The 16,070-nt window shown below is 69.0% G+C and carries 13 protein-coding genes and 2 pseudogenes; 7 read left to right on the forward strand and 8 right to left on the reverse strand.

Annotation, left to right across the window (positions count from 1 at the left end):
* Positions 1–9 precede the first annotated feature (9 nt).
* Positions 10–1,758, reverse strand: coding sequence for an acetyl/propionyl/methylcrotonyl-CoA carboxylase subunit alpha (locus tag Prum_RS23280; RefSeq protein ID WP_173078425.1), 1,749 nt, complete (start codon positions 1,756–1,758; stop codon positions 10–12).
* 76 nt (positions 1,759–1,834) lie between these two features.
* On the opposite strand from Prum_RS23280, the gene Prum_RS23285 reads away from it, so the two are divergent.
* The 4 genes from Prum_RS23285 (at position 1,835) to Prum_RS23300 (ending at position 5,415) form a co-directional block, all read left to right on the forward strand.
* Entirely contained in the window at positions 1,835–2,440 is a 606-nt protein-coding gene (locus tag Prum_RS23285) for a PadR family transcriptional regulator (RefSeq protein WP_308785371.1), read from the forward strand.
* A gap of 72 nt (positions 2,441–2,512) precedes the next feature.
* A complete protein-coding gene (locus Prum_RS23290; protein ID WP_173078426.1) occupies positions 2,513–3,454 on the forward strand; it encodes an ATP-binding cassette domain-containing protein in 942 nt (313 codons plus the stop codon).
* 3 nt (positions 3,455–3,457) lie between these two features.
* Positions 3,458–4,204: an ABC transporter permease gene (locus Prum_RS23295; RefSeq protein ID WP_173078427.1), complete on the forward strand. Its 747-nt coding sequence runs from the start codon at positions 3,458–3,460 to the stop codon at positions 4,202–4,204.
* Between the two features lie 44 nt (positions 4,205–4,248).
* Positions 4,249–5,415, forward strand: coding sequence for an MFS transporter (locus Prum_RS23300; protein ID WP_173078428.1), 1,167 nt, complete (start codon positions 4,249–4,251; stop codon positions 5,413–5,415).
* Here the strand turns inward: Prum_RS23300 and Prum_RS23305 are convergent.
* The 6 genes and pseudogenes from Prum_RS23305 to Prum_RS51770 all read right to left on the reverse strand — a co-directional run.
* Positions 5,369–6,022, reverse strand: coding sequence for an O-methyltransferase (locus Prum_RS23305; RefSeq protein ID WP_173078429.1), 654 nt, complete (start codon positions 6,020–6,022; stop codon positions 5,369–5,371). The two genes, Prum_RS23300 and Prum_RS23305, sit on opposite strands and share 47 nt — an antisense overlap.
* Positions 6,019–6,612 carry a Maf family protein gene (locus Prum_RS23310; RefSeq protein ID WP_173078430.1) on the reverse strand — a complete coding sequence of 198 codons (594 nt, stop codon included), beginning with the start codon at positions 6,610–6,612 and terminating at the stop codon, positions 6,019–6,021. The genes Prum_RS23305 and Prum_RS23310 overlap by 4 nt, the downstream gene beginning before the upstream one ends.
* 1,017 nt (positions 6,613–7,629) lie before the next feature.
* Positions 7,630–8,730, reverse strand: a complete 1,101-nt coding sequence (gene mycP / locus Prum_RS23315) for a type VII secretion-associated serine protease mycosin (RefSeq protein ID WP_173078431.1) — start codon at positions 8,728–8,730, stop codon at positions 7,630–7,632.
* Positions 8,731–9,307: 577 nt separating this feature from the next.
* Entirely contained in the window at positions 9,308–9,898 is a 591-nt protein-coding gene (locus tag Prum_RS23320; protein WP_173078432.1) for a hypothetical protein, read from the reverse strand.
* A 2-nt stretch (positions 9,899–9,900) separates the two neighbouring features.
* Complete coding sequence (locus Prum_RS51765) at positions 9,901–10,305, reverse strand: hypothetical protein (RefSeq protein ID WP_246278720.1); 405 nt, start codon at positions 10,303–10,305, stop codon at positions 9,901–9,903.
* A gap of 61 nt (positions 10,306–10,366) precedes the next feature.
* A pseudogene (locus Prum_RS51770) lies at positions 10,367–10,564 on the reverse strand (acyl-CoA carboxylase subunit epsilon); the annotation flags it as partial.
* 22 nt (positions 10,565–10,586) lie between these two features.
* On the opposite strand from Prum_RS51770, the pseudogene Prum_RS55150 reads away from it, so the two are divergent.
* The 3 genes and pseudogenes from Prum_RS55150 to Prum_RS23345 all read left to right on the forward strand — a co-directional run bounded on the left by Prum_RS55150 (position 10,587) and on the right by Prum_RS23345 (position 14,401).
* A pseudogene (locus Prum_RS55150) lies at positions 10,587–12,353 on the forward strand (serine/threonine-protein kinase).
* A gap of 299 nt (positions 12,354–12,652) precedes the next feature.
* A complete protein-coding gene (locus tag Prum_RS23340; RefSeq protein ID WP_173078435.1) occupies positions 12,653–13,552 on the forward strand; it encodes a hypothetical protein in 900 nt (299 codons plus the stop codon).
* Positions 13,553–13,678: 126 nt separating this feature from the next.
* Positions 13,679–14,401: a M50 family metallopeptidase gene (locus Prum_RS23345; protein WP_173078436.1), complete on the forward strand. Its 723-nt coding sequence runs from the start codon at positions 13,679–13,681 to the stop codon at positions 14,399–14,401.
* Here the strand turns inward: Prum_RS23345 and Prum_RS23350 are convergent.
* Positions 14,396–16,009, reverse strand: a complete 1,614-nt coding sequence (locus Prum_RS23350) for an acyl-CoA carboxylase subunit beta (RefSeq protein ID WP_173078437.1) — start codon at positions 16,007–16,009, stop codon at positions 14,396–14,398. The genes Prum_RS23345 and Prum_RS23350 overlap by 6 nt on opposite strands.
* Positions 16,010–16,070 lie beyond the last annotated feature (61 nt).

The raw sequence follows: 16,070 nt of genomic DNA on the forward strand, positions 1-16,070 counted from the left end.
CTGAGCAGCTTATTTGAGCTCGCATATGGTCGCGCCGGCGGTTACCACATCACCGACCGCAGCCGTGAGGCCGGTCACCACGCCGCCCTTGTGCGCGGTCAAGGGCTGCTCCATCTTCATGGCCTCCAGGACCACGACGGTGTCGCCCTCGGCCACCTCGTCGCCCTCGGCCACCGCGATCTTGACGATGGTGCCCTGCATGGGTGAGGTGAGCGCGTCGCCACCGGCAGCCGCGGCAGCGGTCCGGCCACGTCCCCGGCGCGGAGCGCCGCCCTTGGCGGGGGCCACTGCCGGCGTACCCCCGAAGGAGCCGGCGGGGAGGCTGACCTCGAGCCTTTTGCCGCCGACCTCGACCACGACGGTCTCTCGGTCTTCGGCCTCGCCCGCGACGGGGCCGCCGGCGAAGGGGGCGACCGTGTTGGACCACTCGGTCTCGATCCAGCGGGTGTGGATGGTGAAGGGTTCGGCGGTGAAGGCGGGGTCGCGCACGATCAGCCGGTGGAACGGCAGCGCGGTGGCCATGCCGTCGACGACCATCTCGTCGAGGGCGCGCCGGGCGCGTTCGAGGGCTTCGGTACGGGTCTCGCCGGTGATGATGACCTTGGCGAGCAGCGAGTCGAAGTTGCCGCCGATCACGCTGCCGCTCTCGACACCGGTGTCGACGCGGACGCCGGGGCCTTCGGGCAGGCGCAGCCGGGTGACCGTGCCGGGGGCGGGCAGGAAGTTGCGGCCGGGGTCCTCGCCGTTGATCCGGAACTCGATGGAGTGCCCGCGCGACGTCGGGTCGGCGAGCAGGCGCAGCTTTTCGCCCGCCGCGACGCGGAACTGCTCCCGCACGAGGTCGATCCCGGCCGTCTCCTCGGTGACCGGGTGCTCGACCTGGAGCCGCGTGTTGACCTCCAGGAACGAGATGGTGCCGTCCCGCCCGACCAGGTATTCGACGGTGCCCGCGCCGTGGTAGCCGGCCTCGCGGCAGATCGCCTTGGCGGACTCGTGGATCTGCTTGCGCTGATCGTCGGTCAGGAAGGGGGCGGGCGCCTCCTCGACCAGCTTCTGGTGCCGGCGCTGCAGCGAGCAGTCGCGCGTGCCGACCACGATCACGTTGCCGTGCTGGTCGGCCAGCACCTGCGCCTCGACGTGCCGGGGCTGGTCCAGGTAGCGCTCGACGAAGCACTCACCCCGGCCGAACGCGGCCACCGCCTCGCGCGTCGCCGACTCGAAGAGCGCGGGGATCTCGTCCAGCGTGCGGGCCACCTTCAGGCCGCGGCCGCCGCCGCCGAACGCGGCCTTGATCGCGACGGGCAGGCCGTGCGCCGTGGCGAACGCCACGACCTCGTCCGGGCCGGCGACGGGGTCCGGCGTTCCGGGTACGAGAGGGGCGCCGGCCCGCTGCGCGATGTGCCGCGCGGTCACCTTGTCGCCCAGGTCACGGATCGCCTGCGGGGTCGGCCCGATCCAGGTCAGACCCTCATCGAGTACGGCTTGCGCGAAGTCCGCGTTTTCCGCCAGGAAGCCGTAGCCGGGGTGCACCGCGTCGGCCCCCGCCTTGCGGGCCACGTCGATAAGCTTGTCGATGCGCAGGTACGTCTCCGGGGCGGTGTCGCCACCGAGGGCGTACGCCTCGTCGGCCAGTGTGGCGTGCAGCGCGTTGCGATCCGAGTCGGCGTAGACGGCGACGCTGGCCAGGCCGGCGTCGCGGCACGCGCGGATGACACGTACGGCGATCTCGCCACGGTTGGCGATGAGGACCTTGCGCATGCCGGGAGTGTATAGCGGCCCTGTCGCCGCGATGTTACTTGTCGGTTAGTCAAATTTGTCTATTACGCTTGATGGCGTGTCGACGAACCGCATGATGATTCTCGGGCTGGTCAGCTGGATGCAGCCCGTGCACGGCTACGACGTCCGGCGTGAGCTGCTGAGCTGGAGCGCCGATAAATGGGCGAACATCCAGCCCGGATCCATCTACCATGCCCTGCGCAAGCTGACCGACGACGGGCTGCTCCGCGAGGTCACGACCGAGCAGGTGGGCAGCCGGCCGGCGCGGACGACGTACGAGATCACGCCGGCCGGGCAGGAGGAGTTCAACGACCTGCTGCGGGGCTACTGGTGGGAGATCAAGCCGGGAAACGACCCGTTCTTCGCGGCGCTGGCCTTTCTGCCGGCGCTGCCGCGCGAGGAGGCGGCGGCCGCGCTGCGCAACCGCGCGGCCCAGTTGCGGGTCGCGAACGACGGGGTGGAGGTGGCCGCGGAGAAGGGCTGGCTGCGGGAGAAGCCGCCGCACGTGACCTGGATGTTCGAGCTGATGGTGGCCCGGAACGAGGGCGAGATCGCCTGGTGCGACTGGGTGGCCGGGCTGATCGAGTCAGGAGTGTCATACGTGTCCGAGACGATGCCGAAGCACCCCGGCTGGCAGCGGTGGCGCAAGCAGGTCGAGCAATAATCAACCTTGACTAGAGACGTTATATCGCGTTAGCGTGACGTGGCATTGAACCATGTCCGACGGGGAGCGAACATGATCGAGACAAAGGACCTGCGGAAATCGTTCCGGTCCCGACAGGGGACCGTTGACGCGGTGCGCGGCGTTGACCTGTTCGTGGCCGAGGGCGAGATCTTCGGGTTCCTTGGGCCCAACGGCGCGGGCAAGACGACCACGCTGCGCATGCTGGCCACCCTCATCGAGCCGGACGGCGGCGAGGCCACGATCGCCGGAGCCGATCTGCGCAAGGACCCGGGCGAGGTGCGCCGGCGCATCGGCTACGTCGCCCAGGGCGGCACCACGTGGGACGAGGTCAGCGCCCGCGAGGAGCTCGTGCTCCACGCGCGGATGTATGGCATCGGCAAGGCGGAGGCCAACCGCCGCGCGACGCGCGCGCTTGAGGCGTTCCAGCTGATCGAGTACGCCGATCGCAAGTGCAAGACGTACTCGGGTGGCCAGCGGCGCCGGGTCGACATCGCGCTGGGCATCATCCACGACCCGAAGGTCCTCTTCCTCGACGAGCCGACGACCGGGCTCGACCCGCAGAGCCGCGCCCACATGTGGGACGAGATCCGGCGGCTGCGCGCCGAGGGCGTGACGGTCTTCGTCACCACGCACTACCTCGAAGAGGCCGACGCCCTGTGTGACCGGCTGGCCATCATGGACAACGGCGAGATCGTGGCCGAGGGCACGCCGGCCGAGCTCAAGCGGGAGATCTCCGGTGACGTGGTCACCGTGGGCCTCAACGGCTCGACCCCGGAAGCGGCGCAGGTGCTCGACGCCGAGCCGTACGTGAACAAGCTCGAGACGGTCGACGGCGGCCTGCGGCTCTACGTCGACGAGGGCGCCATCGCCATCCCGCACATCCTGCGCCGGCTCGACGCGGCCGGTCTCGCGCTCGGCACGATCGAGCTGCACCGCCCCAGCCTTGACGACGTCTTCCTGGAGAAGACCGGCCGATCTCTTCGGGAGAGCTGACCGATGAAGTTCCTTCGTGACACCTGGCTGATCTTCCAGCGCCAGATGCTGCTCGTGCTGCGCAACCCGGTGTGGTTGATCATCGGGGTCCTGCAACCGCTGTACTTCCTGCTGCTCTTCGGCCCGCTGCTCAAGGACGCGCTGCAGGTCGACAGCGCCGCCGACGCGTACCGCATCTTCGTGCCGGGCCTGCTGGTGATGCTGGCGATGTTCGGGGCGATGTTCACCGGGTTCGGCCTCATCGCCGAGCTGCGCGCCGGCGTGATCGAGCGGAGCCGGGTCACGCCGATCAGCCGGCTCGCGCTGATGCTCGGCCGGGCCCTGCGCGACGTGGCGACGCTGCTCTTCCAGGCGGTGCTCATCACCGTGCTGGCGATCCCGTTCGGGTTGACGGTGCGGCTGGGCGACGTGCTGCTGGCGTACCTGCTGCTCGGGCTGATCGGCGTGATGATGTCCGCGGTGTCCAACGCGCTCGCGCTCAAGCTGAAGACCGAGGACGCGCTGGCACCGCTGATGAACGGCGTGGCGCAGCCGCTCCTGCTGCTGTCCGGCATCCTGCTGCCGCTGTCCGGCTGGGTCGCGACGGTGGCGAACTTCAACCCGTTCGCGTGGGCGGTCGACGCCAGCCGGGCGCTCTTCGCCGGCGACCCGGGCAACAGCAGCGTCTGGCAGGCGCTCCTGATCATCGGCGGGCTCACCGTCGCCGCGCTCATGTGGTCGGCCCGCTCGTTCGCGCGGGGTGTGCGCTAGTTCACAGAGACGGGGTACGGTCCGGACGCCTTAGCGTAAGGAGCGTGCCCCGTCTGTCCCATGACCGTACAACGCTACTCATCTATGCGCAGCTCAGTGTGTGGGGCTTCTTCCTGTACGGGTTCGGGCCAGTCGTGCCCCTGCTGCGCGACGAGCAGGGCACCAGCGCCGCGGTCGCCAGCCTGCACAGCACGAGTCTCGCGGTGGGCGCGCTCATCGGCGCTCCCGCGTTTCCGTGGCTGGTCCGGCGGTACGGCCGCGCCCGCGTCCTGTGGGGCGCGCTGGCCGGGGTCGCCGTCACGGTGGTGGCGCTGTGCGCGTTCCGTCCGCTGCCGGCGACGCTCGCGGCCGTGGTGGGCGCGTCCATCTTCGGCACGATGCTGGTGTCCGGCGTCAACGCGGCCCTCGCCGACCACCACGGCCCCGCGGCGACCGCCGCCATCAGCGAGGCCAACGCGGTGGCCGCCGGGACGGGCGTGGTTGCCCCCATCGTGATCGGCGCCGCGGTGGGTGCCGGCTTGGGATGGCGCCCAGGGATCGCCGCGGTGATCGTCCTGATTGGACTCGTGATGGTGGTTGGCTTCCGCGTGCGGCCGCCTTTGGTTCGCTCCGCCGGCGCCGTCGCGTCGCAGCGGCTGCCATTGCCGAGGCCCTACTGGATCGCGTGGACCATGCTCGCGGCGACCGGCTCGATCGAGGTGTGCCTGTCGCTGTGGGCCGCCGACGTGCTGCGCAGCAACGTGGGCATGTCCCCGGCCGCCGCGTCGGCGACGGTCGCGGCGGTCGTCGGCGGGATGTTCGCCGGACGCCTGGTCGGCTCGCAGGTCGCCCGCCGGGTAGCGCCCGTGACGCTCCTGCTCGTCGCGCTCGGCGTCAGCCTCGCCGGGTTCGCGATCTTCTGGTCGTCCTCGGTGCCCTGGATCGCCGCGGCCGGCCTTGTTGTGCTCGGCGTCGGCAACGCCATGCACTACCCGCTCGTGGTGTCGATGGCGATCCTCGCCGCGGGCGGCCAAGCGGACCGCGCGTCGGCGTACACCGCGTACTCCATCGCGATCGCCTTCGGCATCTCGCCGGTGCTGCTCGGCTGGGTCGCCGACGGCGTCGGTCCGCACCTGGCCTTCCTGCTGCTGCCAGGCTTCATCGTGGCAGCAGCGGTGCTGGCTCTTATATTTTCCTCGCAAGAGTCAGGCCGTCCGCTATCGGCAGCATGACGACGTCGACCCGGTCGTCGTTCACCACGAAGTCGTTGAACTCGGCGATCGCCACGTCGCCCGCCTCCTGCGGTGCCAGCACCCGCCCGTCCCGCAGCACGTTGTCGACCACGATCAGCCCACCGGGCCGCATCCGCGGCACGATCTCCGCCCAGTACGTCAGGTAGCCGGTCTTGTCCGCGTCGATGAACGCCAGGTCGAGGTGCGGCTCGTCGGGCAGCTCGCGGAGGCGCTCCGCGGCCGGGCCGATGCGCAGCTCGATGCGGTCGTCCACGCCGGCCCGAGCCCAGTAGCGCCGGGCCACGCTCGTCCACTCGTCGGAGATGTCGAAGCAGACGAGCTTGCCGTCGCTGGGCATCCCCCTCGCGATGGACAGCGAGGACAGCCCGGTGAACGTGCCGACCTCGACGGCGTTTCGTGTTTCGACGAGCTTGGCCAACAGCGTGAGGAAGGCACCCTGCTCGGGAGCCACCTGCATCTGGGCGTTGCCGGGCAGGGAACGCTGGGTCTCCTCGATCAGATCCTCGACGATCGGGTCGGGCGGCGTCCCGTGCGCGACCACGTACGAGTGCAGCTCGGCGGTCAGCGGCAGCGTCTTGATCGTCATGATGCGCTCCAGAACTCGGTGATGGGGTGGCCCAACTCGGCCAGCAGCTTACGTAGCAACGGCAGCGAAAGCCCGATCACCGTGCCGTGGTCGCCCTCGATCCGCTCCACGAACACTCCGCCGATCCCGTCGATCGTGAACGCCCCGGCGACGTTGAGCGGCTCACCCGTCGCGACGTACGCGGCGATCTCCTCGTCGCTGACGTCGGCGAAGTGGACGGTGGTTTCGGCCGTACGCCCGGTGGCTCCCGCGCCGGTTTTGATCAGGTAGTGGCCGGTGTGCAGTACGCCCCGCTGCCCCCGCATCCTGCTCCACCGCTTGACGGCCTCGTCCGCGTCGGCCGGCTTGCCGAAGATCTCGCCCTCGAAGGCCAGCACCGAATCGCAGCCGAGCACGAGCGTGCCGGGTGGAAATCTATGGGCGACAGCCTCCGCCTTGAGCCGGGCGAGCGTCAGAGACAGCTCCTCGGCGCTGTCCGCCTCGACGGCGGTCTCGTCAACGCCGCTGACCAGTACGTCCGGCTCGATGCCGGCGGCCTGGAGGAGTTTGCGCCGGGCCGGACTGGCCGAGGCAAGGACGAACCTAGTCACGCGTCGACGTTACTTCCCCTTGCCCTCCCTCCTGTTCGTCCCCCTCTTCCCCGTCCACGTGCGTCCCGCCCTCCGCGTCCCGCCCTCCGCGTCGCGCTCTTCGCGTCGCGCGTCTTGCTGTCCGCGTCGTGCTCTCTTCGCGGCGCTCTTTTTCTCGCGTCGCGCTGGCCGCGGCGCGCTCTTCTCGTCGATCAAGGGCGAACGGTCGTGCTTTGATCTCCGATCCACGGCCGTTTGCCCTTGATCGACGGGCTTTCCCTTGATCGACGCGACTGGGCGCAGGGCCTGCGCGGGCGGCCCGGGGCGCTCGGTGGACGACAGCAGGGTGCAGGCCACGGCCGGCGCGTTCGTTGGGTGGGGTGCCCGCCGTGAGTTCCCCTCCTGACGGCTACGGGGCGACCGACTCACGACCGCGCTCCGCTCCTCATCACCGCACCGCCGTGTGTGCCCCTCTCCGCCGCTCTTCTCCGCGCTCCTCCGTCGATCAAGGGCTTCCGCGTCGATCAAGGGCATACGGTCGTGCTTTGATCTCCCATCCACGACCGTTTGCCCCTGATCGACGGACTTTCCATGATCGATGTGGTGTGGGGTGGTTAAGGCCGCAGACATGCCGAGCGGACGCGGCCGTCGTGTGCCATATGCTTGTCGAGCAGGGCGATATGCCCTCTTTACTCCTTCTGGGAGGGCGCCAATCGACCAACGCGTAGATCTTGGTGAATGGGTGTTGCTCCAGCGACGGCTCGACTATCGCAAATATGCCGGAGGGGGCATGGCGATGCGGTGTCGCGTACCACGAGTTTGTCAACGAGGACGATATATGCCGCTTTTGCCCTCTTGTAGAGGGCTCACCAATAGGCATACGCATAGATCTTGGTAGTTTAGCGTTGCCCCAACGACGCTAAACTACCAAGATCCACCAAGATGGTCGCGCAAGTGCGCATATCTTCTATGCGAAGATCATCTACGCGGTGCCGTGCATGGTTCCGGTCGCCGAGATGCTGTTCTGGTGAAAGGGATCTACTGTTCCACGGTCCCGGGCGCGTTGTGGGAACGGCGTCGGGAGCGAACGAGCAGGATGGTGACGACGATGGCGGCGACCACGAATGCGGACAGCGCGACGAGGGCGGCGACACCGTTGCCCCGATCGGGCTCGGGTTCCGGTGGCGTAGTGACTGGGGTTGCTGGCGCGCCGAGTGGCGGTACGTCCGCGGTCAGCGCGGCGACCAAGTTGAGTACGCCGTAGCCGTACTGCTCGTCCCGGCCGGGCGGACCCTTGTCGGTCGCGGTGGCGGTGAGACGATGTATGACTTCTTGTGCCGAAAGATCGGGATACTTGCTCCTTACGAGTGCCACAGCGCCGGCCACAATAGCGGTCGCGTTGGAGGTGCCGGTGCCCTTGCTGTACTGACCCTTGTAGCTTGTGCTGTAGATGTCCACGCCGGGTGCGGAGATCGCGATCTGCCTGCTGGTCACCGAGACGTCGGCGTGATTACCGTTCCCGTCGGTAGCCCCAACAGCAAGCGTCCCGTCAAGTGCCGCCGGGAATGTCACCACGAGATCAGTTGGCCGATTGCCGGCGGCCGCCACGATCACCACATCTGCCGCTACGGCGGCTGCTACCGCACTCCGCAACCGTGGCGAAGGGCTACCACCAGAAGACACATTGATGATGGTTGCTCCATGGTTCACGGCCCATTCGATGCCTGCCGCTAGGGTGTCGCTATTATCTTGCCCGGACGATCCTTGGTTGCGCACCGGAAGGATTTTTGCTTCTGGGGCGATCCCGAGCGCACCGGCCTCTGGTCCGCTCCCATGAGCTGCGATGAGGCCGGCCATTCCGGTGCCGTGAGAATCCATGTCCAGGCGGCCGTCGCCGGAACCCGACACCGCGTCGGTGCCAGGTAGCAGATTGTCCTTTAGATCAGGGTGCGGATCGACGCCAGTGTCGATGACCGCGACGACCACCCCGTTTCCCCGGCTGTACCTATGTGCTTCTGCAGCGTTGAGAAAGCGTAGATGCCATTGGTCGTCACGGATCTGATCCGCATGCAAGAAACCGGGTGCCGCGATCGCGCTGATGCAGGCGGCAGCCGCGACGCGCAGATGCGTTGAACTCATCGGTCTAGCCCCATGGCCGGTCCGGGATCAAAGTGATGGACCTGAGGCGGCGGCACGATGACCGGCGGACCACCCTCGGCCACTTTCCACGGGTCTGGGTCCTGGTAGTGGGCGCGGCGGGCCTCCGCTTGACGTTGCTCCGGTGGCCGGCCGCCGAGCATCCCATAGAGAGGCTGCGTACCGGCTTGGTGACTGCCCGGCGAGCCGAGGCGTTGGGCAGAGGGCGAAATCGTGCCGGCGATCACGCCGCCGATCGGGTTGGCACGAGCGGGTTTCCGCGGATTAGGGGTCGGACCCAGACTTGGTGGGCCGCCAATGACCCCGCCAGTCGGTAGCGGGCGTGGGCGCCCGCTACCGGCCGTGCCAGGCAAAGGCACGTCAGGCTCGAGGGGTCGGAGGCTAGGTCCGGTCGGACGCGGTTGGAGGCTGGCGGCAGGCACGATAACGAGAGAAGGGCGGGCTGGCGAGCGCCTGCCCACGGTGCTGCTCCCGCCAGCCAGAGGAGGAGTCTCAACCGCTCCGGAGGAGTCGGAAGTCGATCGAGGGCCTGTGCCGTATACATCGGGGTCGGCCGGAGCTAGGCCGGTTCTCGACTGGTACGTCGGGGGTGTTTGATGGCGGCTTCGGCTTCGACCAGGGTGTGGCTGAGCGAGTACATGATGGCGCGCGCCCTCTGGTTCAGCCTCTCCAACTCCTGCCGCGTCACTGGTGCCGGGCCCACCACTGCAGCTCCCTCGGATCCACTGCTGAACGCCACCAACTCCTCGTACTCGCGTGCCGCCTGGGCCTTTCCCACGTACTCGTCGTAGAGCGGTTTGAGCTCCAGTCGCGCCGAGGCCAACGCTCCCACCGTCGCCGACAGTGTCGTGTAGTTGGCGGCTGCCACCTCGTACGTCTGCCGCACGTTCTCGATCAGGAAGTCGAGCCGTCGTACGTACGCGGCCGCGGCGGCGTTGCGGTCGGGTGGCCAGACGTCGACGAGCGACGCCCGGTATGTCTCCAGGCGGCGCAAATGTGCCCAGGTCAGTTCGTACGTCTTGCGCCAGCCGGACACGAGGCGCCAGTGGTCGTCGCTTTGCTGGTTTTCGATGGCCTGCCACATGCCGGGCACGTCGCGCGTGGCCCAACTCGTTCCGGCGCCCGGTACGCCACTGCGTTCCCACGTCATGGTTAGACCTCGGTGGGCGGGGCGGCCGCGGCGGTGCGGTTGAGTGCCGCCTCCACTTCGGTGGCGCGGGCGGCGGTGAACGCGTCGACGGCGCCGTACTGGGCGCTTACCTCGGCGGCCGCGACGGCGAGGCCCCAGGTCGCCTCTTGGTAGAAGTAGACCAGGTCCGATGTGTTCAATTGTGACGCCCGGTGTACCCGCAGAAAGTTTGTCAGCTCCTCGAACGCCGCTGCCGGTCCGGGCAGGTCGACGGCCATGTCATCCGTGACATGGGACAAATGCGGCACATAGTTGTCTAGGACTTCGGTGCGCAGCTTGGCCGCGAACTCTTCCATGCGGGAGATGTCGGCCTCGATCTGCGCGTATCCGCCCAGCCAGGCAGGTCCTCTGTCGTCCGCCGGTCCCATGGGACCTCCCGAACAAGAGAAGGCACGATGAAGAACTAAAGACTAATCGATGCCCGCCAACCCCGGGGACCCCGGGACGCGCCGACCTGGCCCACCGCGAGGGGGCGCCAACCGGTGGAGGGTCGGCGCGACGGCGGGACATCACGACGCCTACCAGGGCGGCGAGCTCCTCAGCCGTCGGTGTGCCTCGTACCACCCGAAAGTCCGGCATGTGAGCACAGTACGTCACAGCCGCTGCGCCCGGTCGATTCCCTCTCATGTTCGCCGGGTAAGGTCCTCGGGTGTCTGACACACCCCCCGAACTCGTCGCCGACCGCTACCGGCTCCTTGAGCCGCTCGGTCAGGGCGGCATGGGACGCGTGTGGAAGGCCCGCGACGAGGTCCTGCACCGCGACGTCGCCATCAAGGAGCTGGTGCCGCCGCCCGGCCTGACGCCCGAAGAACGCCAGGAAATGCGCGAGCGTTCGCTGCGGGAGGCGCGCGCGATCGCCCGGCTCAACCACTCCAACGTGGTGCGCATCTTCGACGTGCTGCGCACGGACGGTGACCCGTGGATCGTCATGGAGTATGTCCCGTCCCGTTCGCTGCAGGATGTGCTCGCCTCCGACGGGCCGGTGACGACGGCGCGCGCCGTGGATATCGGGCTCGGCGTGCTCGGTGCGTTGCGTGCCGCGCACCGGTCGGGGGTTGTGCACCGCGATGTCAAGCCCGGCAACGTCCTGCTCGCCGACGACGGCCGCGTCGTGCTCACCGACTTCGGGCTGGCGACCGTGCCCGGCGATCCCAACGTGACGCGCACCGGCCTGGTGCTCGGCTCGCCGGCGTACATCGCGCCGGAGCGCGCCCGCGAGGGCACCGCCGGGCCGGCAGCCGACATGTGGTCGCTCGGGGCCACGCTCTACGCCGCGACGGAGGGCCAGTCGCCATACGCGCGGCCCACCGCCATCGGCACGCTGACCGCGCTCGCCAGCGAGCCGGTGCCGGTCCCGCGCCGCGCGGGCCCGCTGAAGGCGGTGCTCAGCGGCCTGTTGCGCAAGGATCCCGAATCCAGGATCAAGGCGGACGAGGCCGAGCGCCTCTTGCGCCGCGCGGCCGGCCGCCGGCCGCGCGGCAATCTTTCTCTCCTGGAAGGGGTACGCCGTCCCACTGCCGCCGGAAGGCGAGAGGGGACGCCCGAGGCCGCTAAGCCGACGACGGTGCTCGCCGAGCCGGAGCCGGCCACCAAGCTGGTGCCCGCACCGCGCGAACCGGTCGACGAGGCCGTCCCCGTGGTCCCGGGCAAGACCGAGGTAGTCCCCCGGAAGAAGAACCACCCCCGCCCCCGCACCCACCCCTCCACCCCCACCGCAGGTGTTAGGAGGGGACCCCTCCTATGCAAAAAGCGTTAACAAGGTGCCCTTCCTTGCAGCCGGGGCGGTGGTTGTTGTGGTGCTTGCGATGGTTTTGGCTTCCGTGCTGGGGGCGGGGGTGAGGATGACGACGGGGCGCAGCCGGCGTCGACGCCGTCGCAGGCGAGTAGCGCGCCGGGCGCGACGAGCGCCCCGCCGACCAGCGCGGCGCCGGCGCCGACCCAGTCGCCATCCGCCGGCTCGACGGGCGTGACGTTGCCGGCGGGCTGGCGGATGTACCAGGACTCCACCGGCTTCTCGGTCGCCGTGCCCAACGGCTGGCGGACGAGTTACGACGGCCGGATGCTCTTCTTCCGCGAGCAGGGTGGCGAGGGGCGCGTGCTGGGCATCGACCAGACCGACGAGCCCAAGCCGGATCCGGTGGCGGACTGGCGGGAGCAGGAGCGGAATCGCCGCGGCGACTACAACAACTACCAGCAGGTGAAGATCGCCGCAGTTGACTACTTCATCAAGGCCGCCGACTGGGAGTGGACGTACACGAGCCGCAACAACAACCGGCTGCACGTGGTCAACCGCGGCTTCATCACCGCGACCGACAAGGCGTACGCGATCTACTGGTCCACGCTGGACTCCACCTGGAACGACAACCTCGACGAGTTTGCCCTGATCACGCAGAGTTTCCGCCCGGCCCGCGGCTAGGGGCATGAACGCGGGTCGCGTCGGGTATGTGATTGCTCGTGAGTTACCGACAGCATGCGACGAAGCCGGCCGCCGCGCTCTGGGCCATCACCGGGGTGCTCCTGCTCTATAGCCTGGGCATCACGGTTGTGCTGTTGACCCTCGCGGCGGTCGTAGTGGGGTTCGGGGCCTGGCAGCTCGTGCGGCGCCACCATCCAAGGCCGGTACGGCGGACGCAGATCAACGTCCGTCGGCAACCGAACGTCGCCAATCGATAACCATGGGTTGCTGTCATGGCTGCGTTCCGCAACCATGGCGGGATGATGCCTCAAGAGGACGAGATCTCCCAGCTCATGGGGGAGGCGTTGGAGCTGTTCCGCAGCGGGCATCTGGACCGGGCCCGGCGCAGCAGCGAGCGGGCGATCGAGATGTGCCGCGAGCTCACCGCCGCCGAGCCCGGTGACCCGCAGCACGGTCGGGTGCTGGCCTCGCTCCTCTACAACCACGCCACGGTGCTCAACCGGATGGATCGCCGGCCGGCCGCGCTCGTCGCGATCCTGGAGTCGTGCCGGCTGTACGAGCAGCTCGTGCCCCTCGACCGGCTCGCCTTCAAGCCGTTGCACGCCGACGCGCTGACCCGGGCGGGCACCACGCTCGCCGCGCTGGGCCGGGCGGAGGAGGCGGTCGCGTACCAGCGGTCAGCGGTGGCCGCGTACGAGTCGCTGCCGGTGAACGGCGTCGTGGAGCGCGGCCTCCCGCGGGCGCTGGCGCTGCTCGCCGCGTCGCACGACGCCAACGACCAGCCGGAGCAGGCCATCTCCGCGGCCACCGAGGCGGTCGGCCGGTACGAGGAGCTGCACGCGCGGGACGGGCTGCCGGTGGACGGAGCCAGCTACTACGCGCTGGCGGCCCGTACGCTCTCCCGCCTGCACGCCCGGCGGGGCGACTGGGGCGCCGCGACCAGCGCCGACGCGGTCGCCGTCGGGATCTACCGGCTGCTGGTGGAGCAGGACGCGCCGGAGTACGCCGAGCAACTGGCCGCCGCGCTCGCCGACTCGGCCACGAACCTGTCCGCGGCGGGCCGTCCGGACGAGGGCGTCGAGCAGGTGCGGGACGCGGCCCGCCTGGTGCACGAGCTCAACCTGCGCTTCCCGGGCCGGTACGCCGCGGCGGTCAGCCGCATCGACGCCGTACTCGCGGCGGTGCGGACCAGTTGGTGAAGAATTTCCCCTGTACGTGTTGCGATCTCGGTTGTTTCCTCCAAGGATGGTGGAGTGGCCGTGATCCTGGGGAGGCGCTACGACCACACCAGAGATTCATAGGCGGGTGGGCTAGGCTCGCCGGCTGTGATGTCGCTTGACGGTGTAACGGACATCTGGGACAAGCTCGTCGGGGCCCAGCCCGACCCGCCGGTGTTGCTGGTGCTGCTCACCGGCCTGGCGGCGCTGGCCGTGGTGCTCACCCGGCTGCCTTGGCGGATCGCGCGGAACGCCATCACCATCGCGCACGAGGGCGGGCATGCCCTGCTGGCTCTGCTGACCGGCCGCAAGCTGCGCGGCATCCGGCTGCACTCGGACACGTCCGGGCTGACCCTGTCGGCGGGCCGGCCGACCGGGCTGGGGATGGCGTTGACGCTGCTCGGCGGCTATGTCGCCCCGTCGCTGATCGGGCTGGCCGGCGCGTGGCTGCTCGCCGGCAACCGCATCACACTGCTGCTCTGGATCGCCATCCTGCTCCTGCTGGCGATGCTCGTGCTGATCCGCAACGCGTTCGGCATCCTGTCCATTGTGGTCACCACGGGCGCGGTGTTCGCGGTCTCGTGGTTCGCATCGGCGCAGGTACAGGCGGTCTTTGCGTACGCCGGGGTGTGGTTCCTGTTGCTCGGCGGGGTGCGGCCGGTGGGCGAGCTGCAGACGCTGCGCGCCCGCGGCCAGCTGCGCGACTCGGACGCCGACCAGCTCGCCGGCCTCACGGCCGTGCCCGGCCTGGTGTGGGTCGGCTTCTTCGGCGTGGTCAACCTGGGCGCCCTGGCCCTCGGCGGGTACCTGCTGGGGAGCGCCTTCTTATGAGGGGATGCTGCTTTTCTCAAAGGGGATATTGCCGTGCTTCTTCGGCGGCAGGGTCTCCCGCTTGGTACGCAGTGCCCGCAGCGCGCGGACGACCTGCACCCGCGTCTGGGACGGCTGGATCACCGCGTCGACGTACCCCCGCTCCGCCGCGATGTACGGGTTGGCGAGCGTGTCCTCGTACTCCGTGATCAGCTCGGCCCGCAGCGCGGCCGGATCCTCCGCATTGGACAGTGTGGCGCGGTGCAGGATGTTGACCGCGCCCTGGGCGCCCATCACGGCGATCTGCGCGGTCGGCCAGGCGAAGTTGAGGTCGGCGCCGAGGTGCTTGGAGCCCATGACGTCGTACGCCCCGCCGTACGCCTTGCGGGTGATGACGGTGACCTTCGGGACGGTGGCCTCGGCGTACGCGTAGATGAGCTTCGCGCCGCGCCGGATGATGCCTTCCCACTCCTGACCGGTGCCGGGCAGGAACCCGGGAACGTCCACAAAGGTCAGTACGGGGATGTTGAACGCGTCGCAGGTGCGCACGAAGCGGGCCGCCTTCTCCGACGCCGCGATGTCGAGGCAGCCGGCGAAGTGCATCGGCTGGTTGGCGACGACGCCGACCGGCTGCCCCTCGATCCGGCCGAAGCCGACCACGATGTTCTGCGCGTAGAGCGCGTGCACCTCGAGGAACTCCCCGTCGTCGAGCACGTGCTCGATCACCCGGTGCATGTCGTACGGCTGGTTGGCTGAGTCGGGGATCAGCGTGTCGAGGGCCAGGTCGTCCTCGCTGATGTCCAGGGAGGAGGAGACCGGGAACGCCGGCGCGTCGTCCATGTTGTTCGACGGCAGGTACGACAGCAGCGCCTTGACGTACTCGATGGCGTCTTCCTCGTCGGTGCCGAGGTAGTGGGCGTTGCCGGACCGCGTGTTGTGCGTACGCGCGCCGCCCAGCTCCTCGAAGCCCACGTCCTCGCCGGTGACGGTCTTGATGACGTCCGGGCCGGTGATGAACATGTGCGAGGTCTGGTCGACCATCACGGTGAAGTCGGTGACCGCGGGGGAGTAGACCGCGCCGCCCGCGCACGGGCCCATGACCAGGGAGATCTGCGGGATGACGCCGCTGGCCCGCACGTTGCGGAAGAAGATCTCGCCGTAGAGGCCGAGGCTGACCACGCCTTCCTGGATCCGGGCGCCGCCGGAGTCGTTGATGCCGACGACCGGGCAGCCGGTCTTCATGGCCAGGTCCATGACCTTGACGATCTTCTCGCCGAAGACCTCGCCCAGCGAGCCGCCGAAGACCGTGAAGTCCTGGGCGAACACGCACACCGGGCGGCCGTCCACGGTGCCGTAGCCGGTGACCACCCCGTCGCCGTACGGCCGGGTCTTGTCGAGCCCGAAGTTGGTCGATCGGTGCCGGGCCAGCTCGTCCAGTTCCACGAAGGAGCCCTCGTCCAGCAGCATGGCGATCCGCTCGCGGGCGGTCTTCTTGCCCCGGGCGTGCTGCTTTTCCACACCGCGGGTGGACCCGGCGTGCACCGCCTCGTCGACCCGGCGCTCCAGGTCGGCCAGCTTGCCGGCAGTCGTGTGGATATTGACTTCGGTGGCACTCTGCTGGGTGGTCACTACTGGATAGTAACGATCGCTGAGATGCCGACTTGTGGGAGTCGTCGTTATACGCAGCGTG

Source organism: Phytohabitans rumicis, assembly GCF_011764445.1.
In the GTDB taxonomy this organism is placed as follows: domain Bacteria; phylum Actinomycetota; class Actinomycetes; order Mycobacteriales; family Micromonosporaceae; genus Phytohabitans; species Phytohabitans rumicis.

What these genes read in the sequence shown, in the direction of transcription:
- Prum_RS23320 (WP_173078432.1), bottom strand. Translation starts at nt 9,898, where the DNA reads ATGACGTGGGAACGCAGTGGCGTACCGGGCGCCGGAACGAGTTGGGCC.
- Prum_RS51765 (WP_246278720.1), bottom strand. Translation starts at nt 10,305, where the DNA reads ATGGGACCGGCGGACGACAGAGGACCTGCCTGGCTGGGCGGATACGCG.
- Prum_RS23290 (WP_173078426.1), top strand. Translation starts at nt 2,513, where the DNA reads ATGATCGAGACAAAGGACCTGCGGAAATCGTTCCGGTCCCGACAGGGG.
- mycP (WP_173078431.1), bottom strand. Translation starts at nt 8,730, where the DNA reads ATGAGTTCAACGCATCTGCGCGTCGCGGCTGCCGCCTGCATCAGCGCG.
- Prum_RS23280 (WP_173078425.1), bottom strand. Translation starts at nt 1,758, where the DNA reads ATGCGCAAGGTCCTCATCGCCAACCGTGGCGAGATCGCCGTACGTGTC.
- Prum_RS23340 (WP_173078435.1), top strand. Translation starts at nt 12,653, where the DNA reads ATGATGCCTCAAGAGGACGAGATCTCCCAGCTCATGGGGGAGGCGTTG.
- Prum_RS23295 (WP_173078427.1), top strand. Translation starts at nt 3,458, where the DNA reads ATGAAGTTCCTTCGTGACACCTGGCTGATCTTCCAGCGCCAGATGCTG.
- Prum_RS23305 (WP_173078429.1), bottom strand. Translation starts at nt 6,022, where the DNA reads ATGACGATCAAGACGCTGCCGCTGACCGCCGAGCTGCACTCGTACGTG.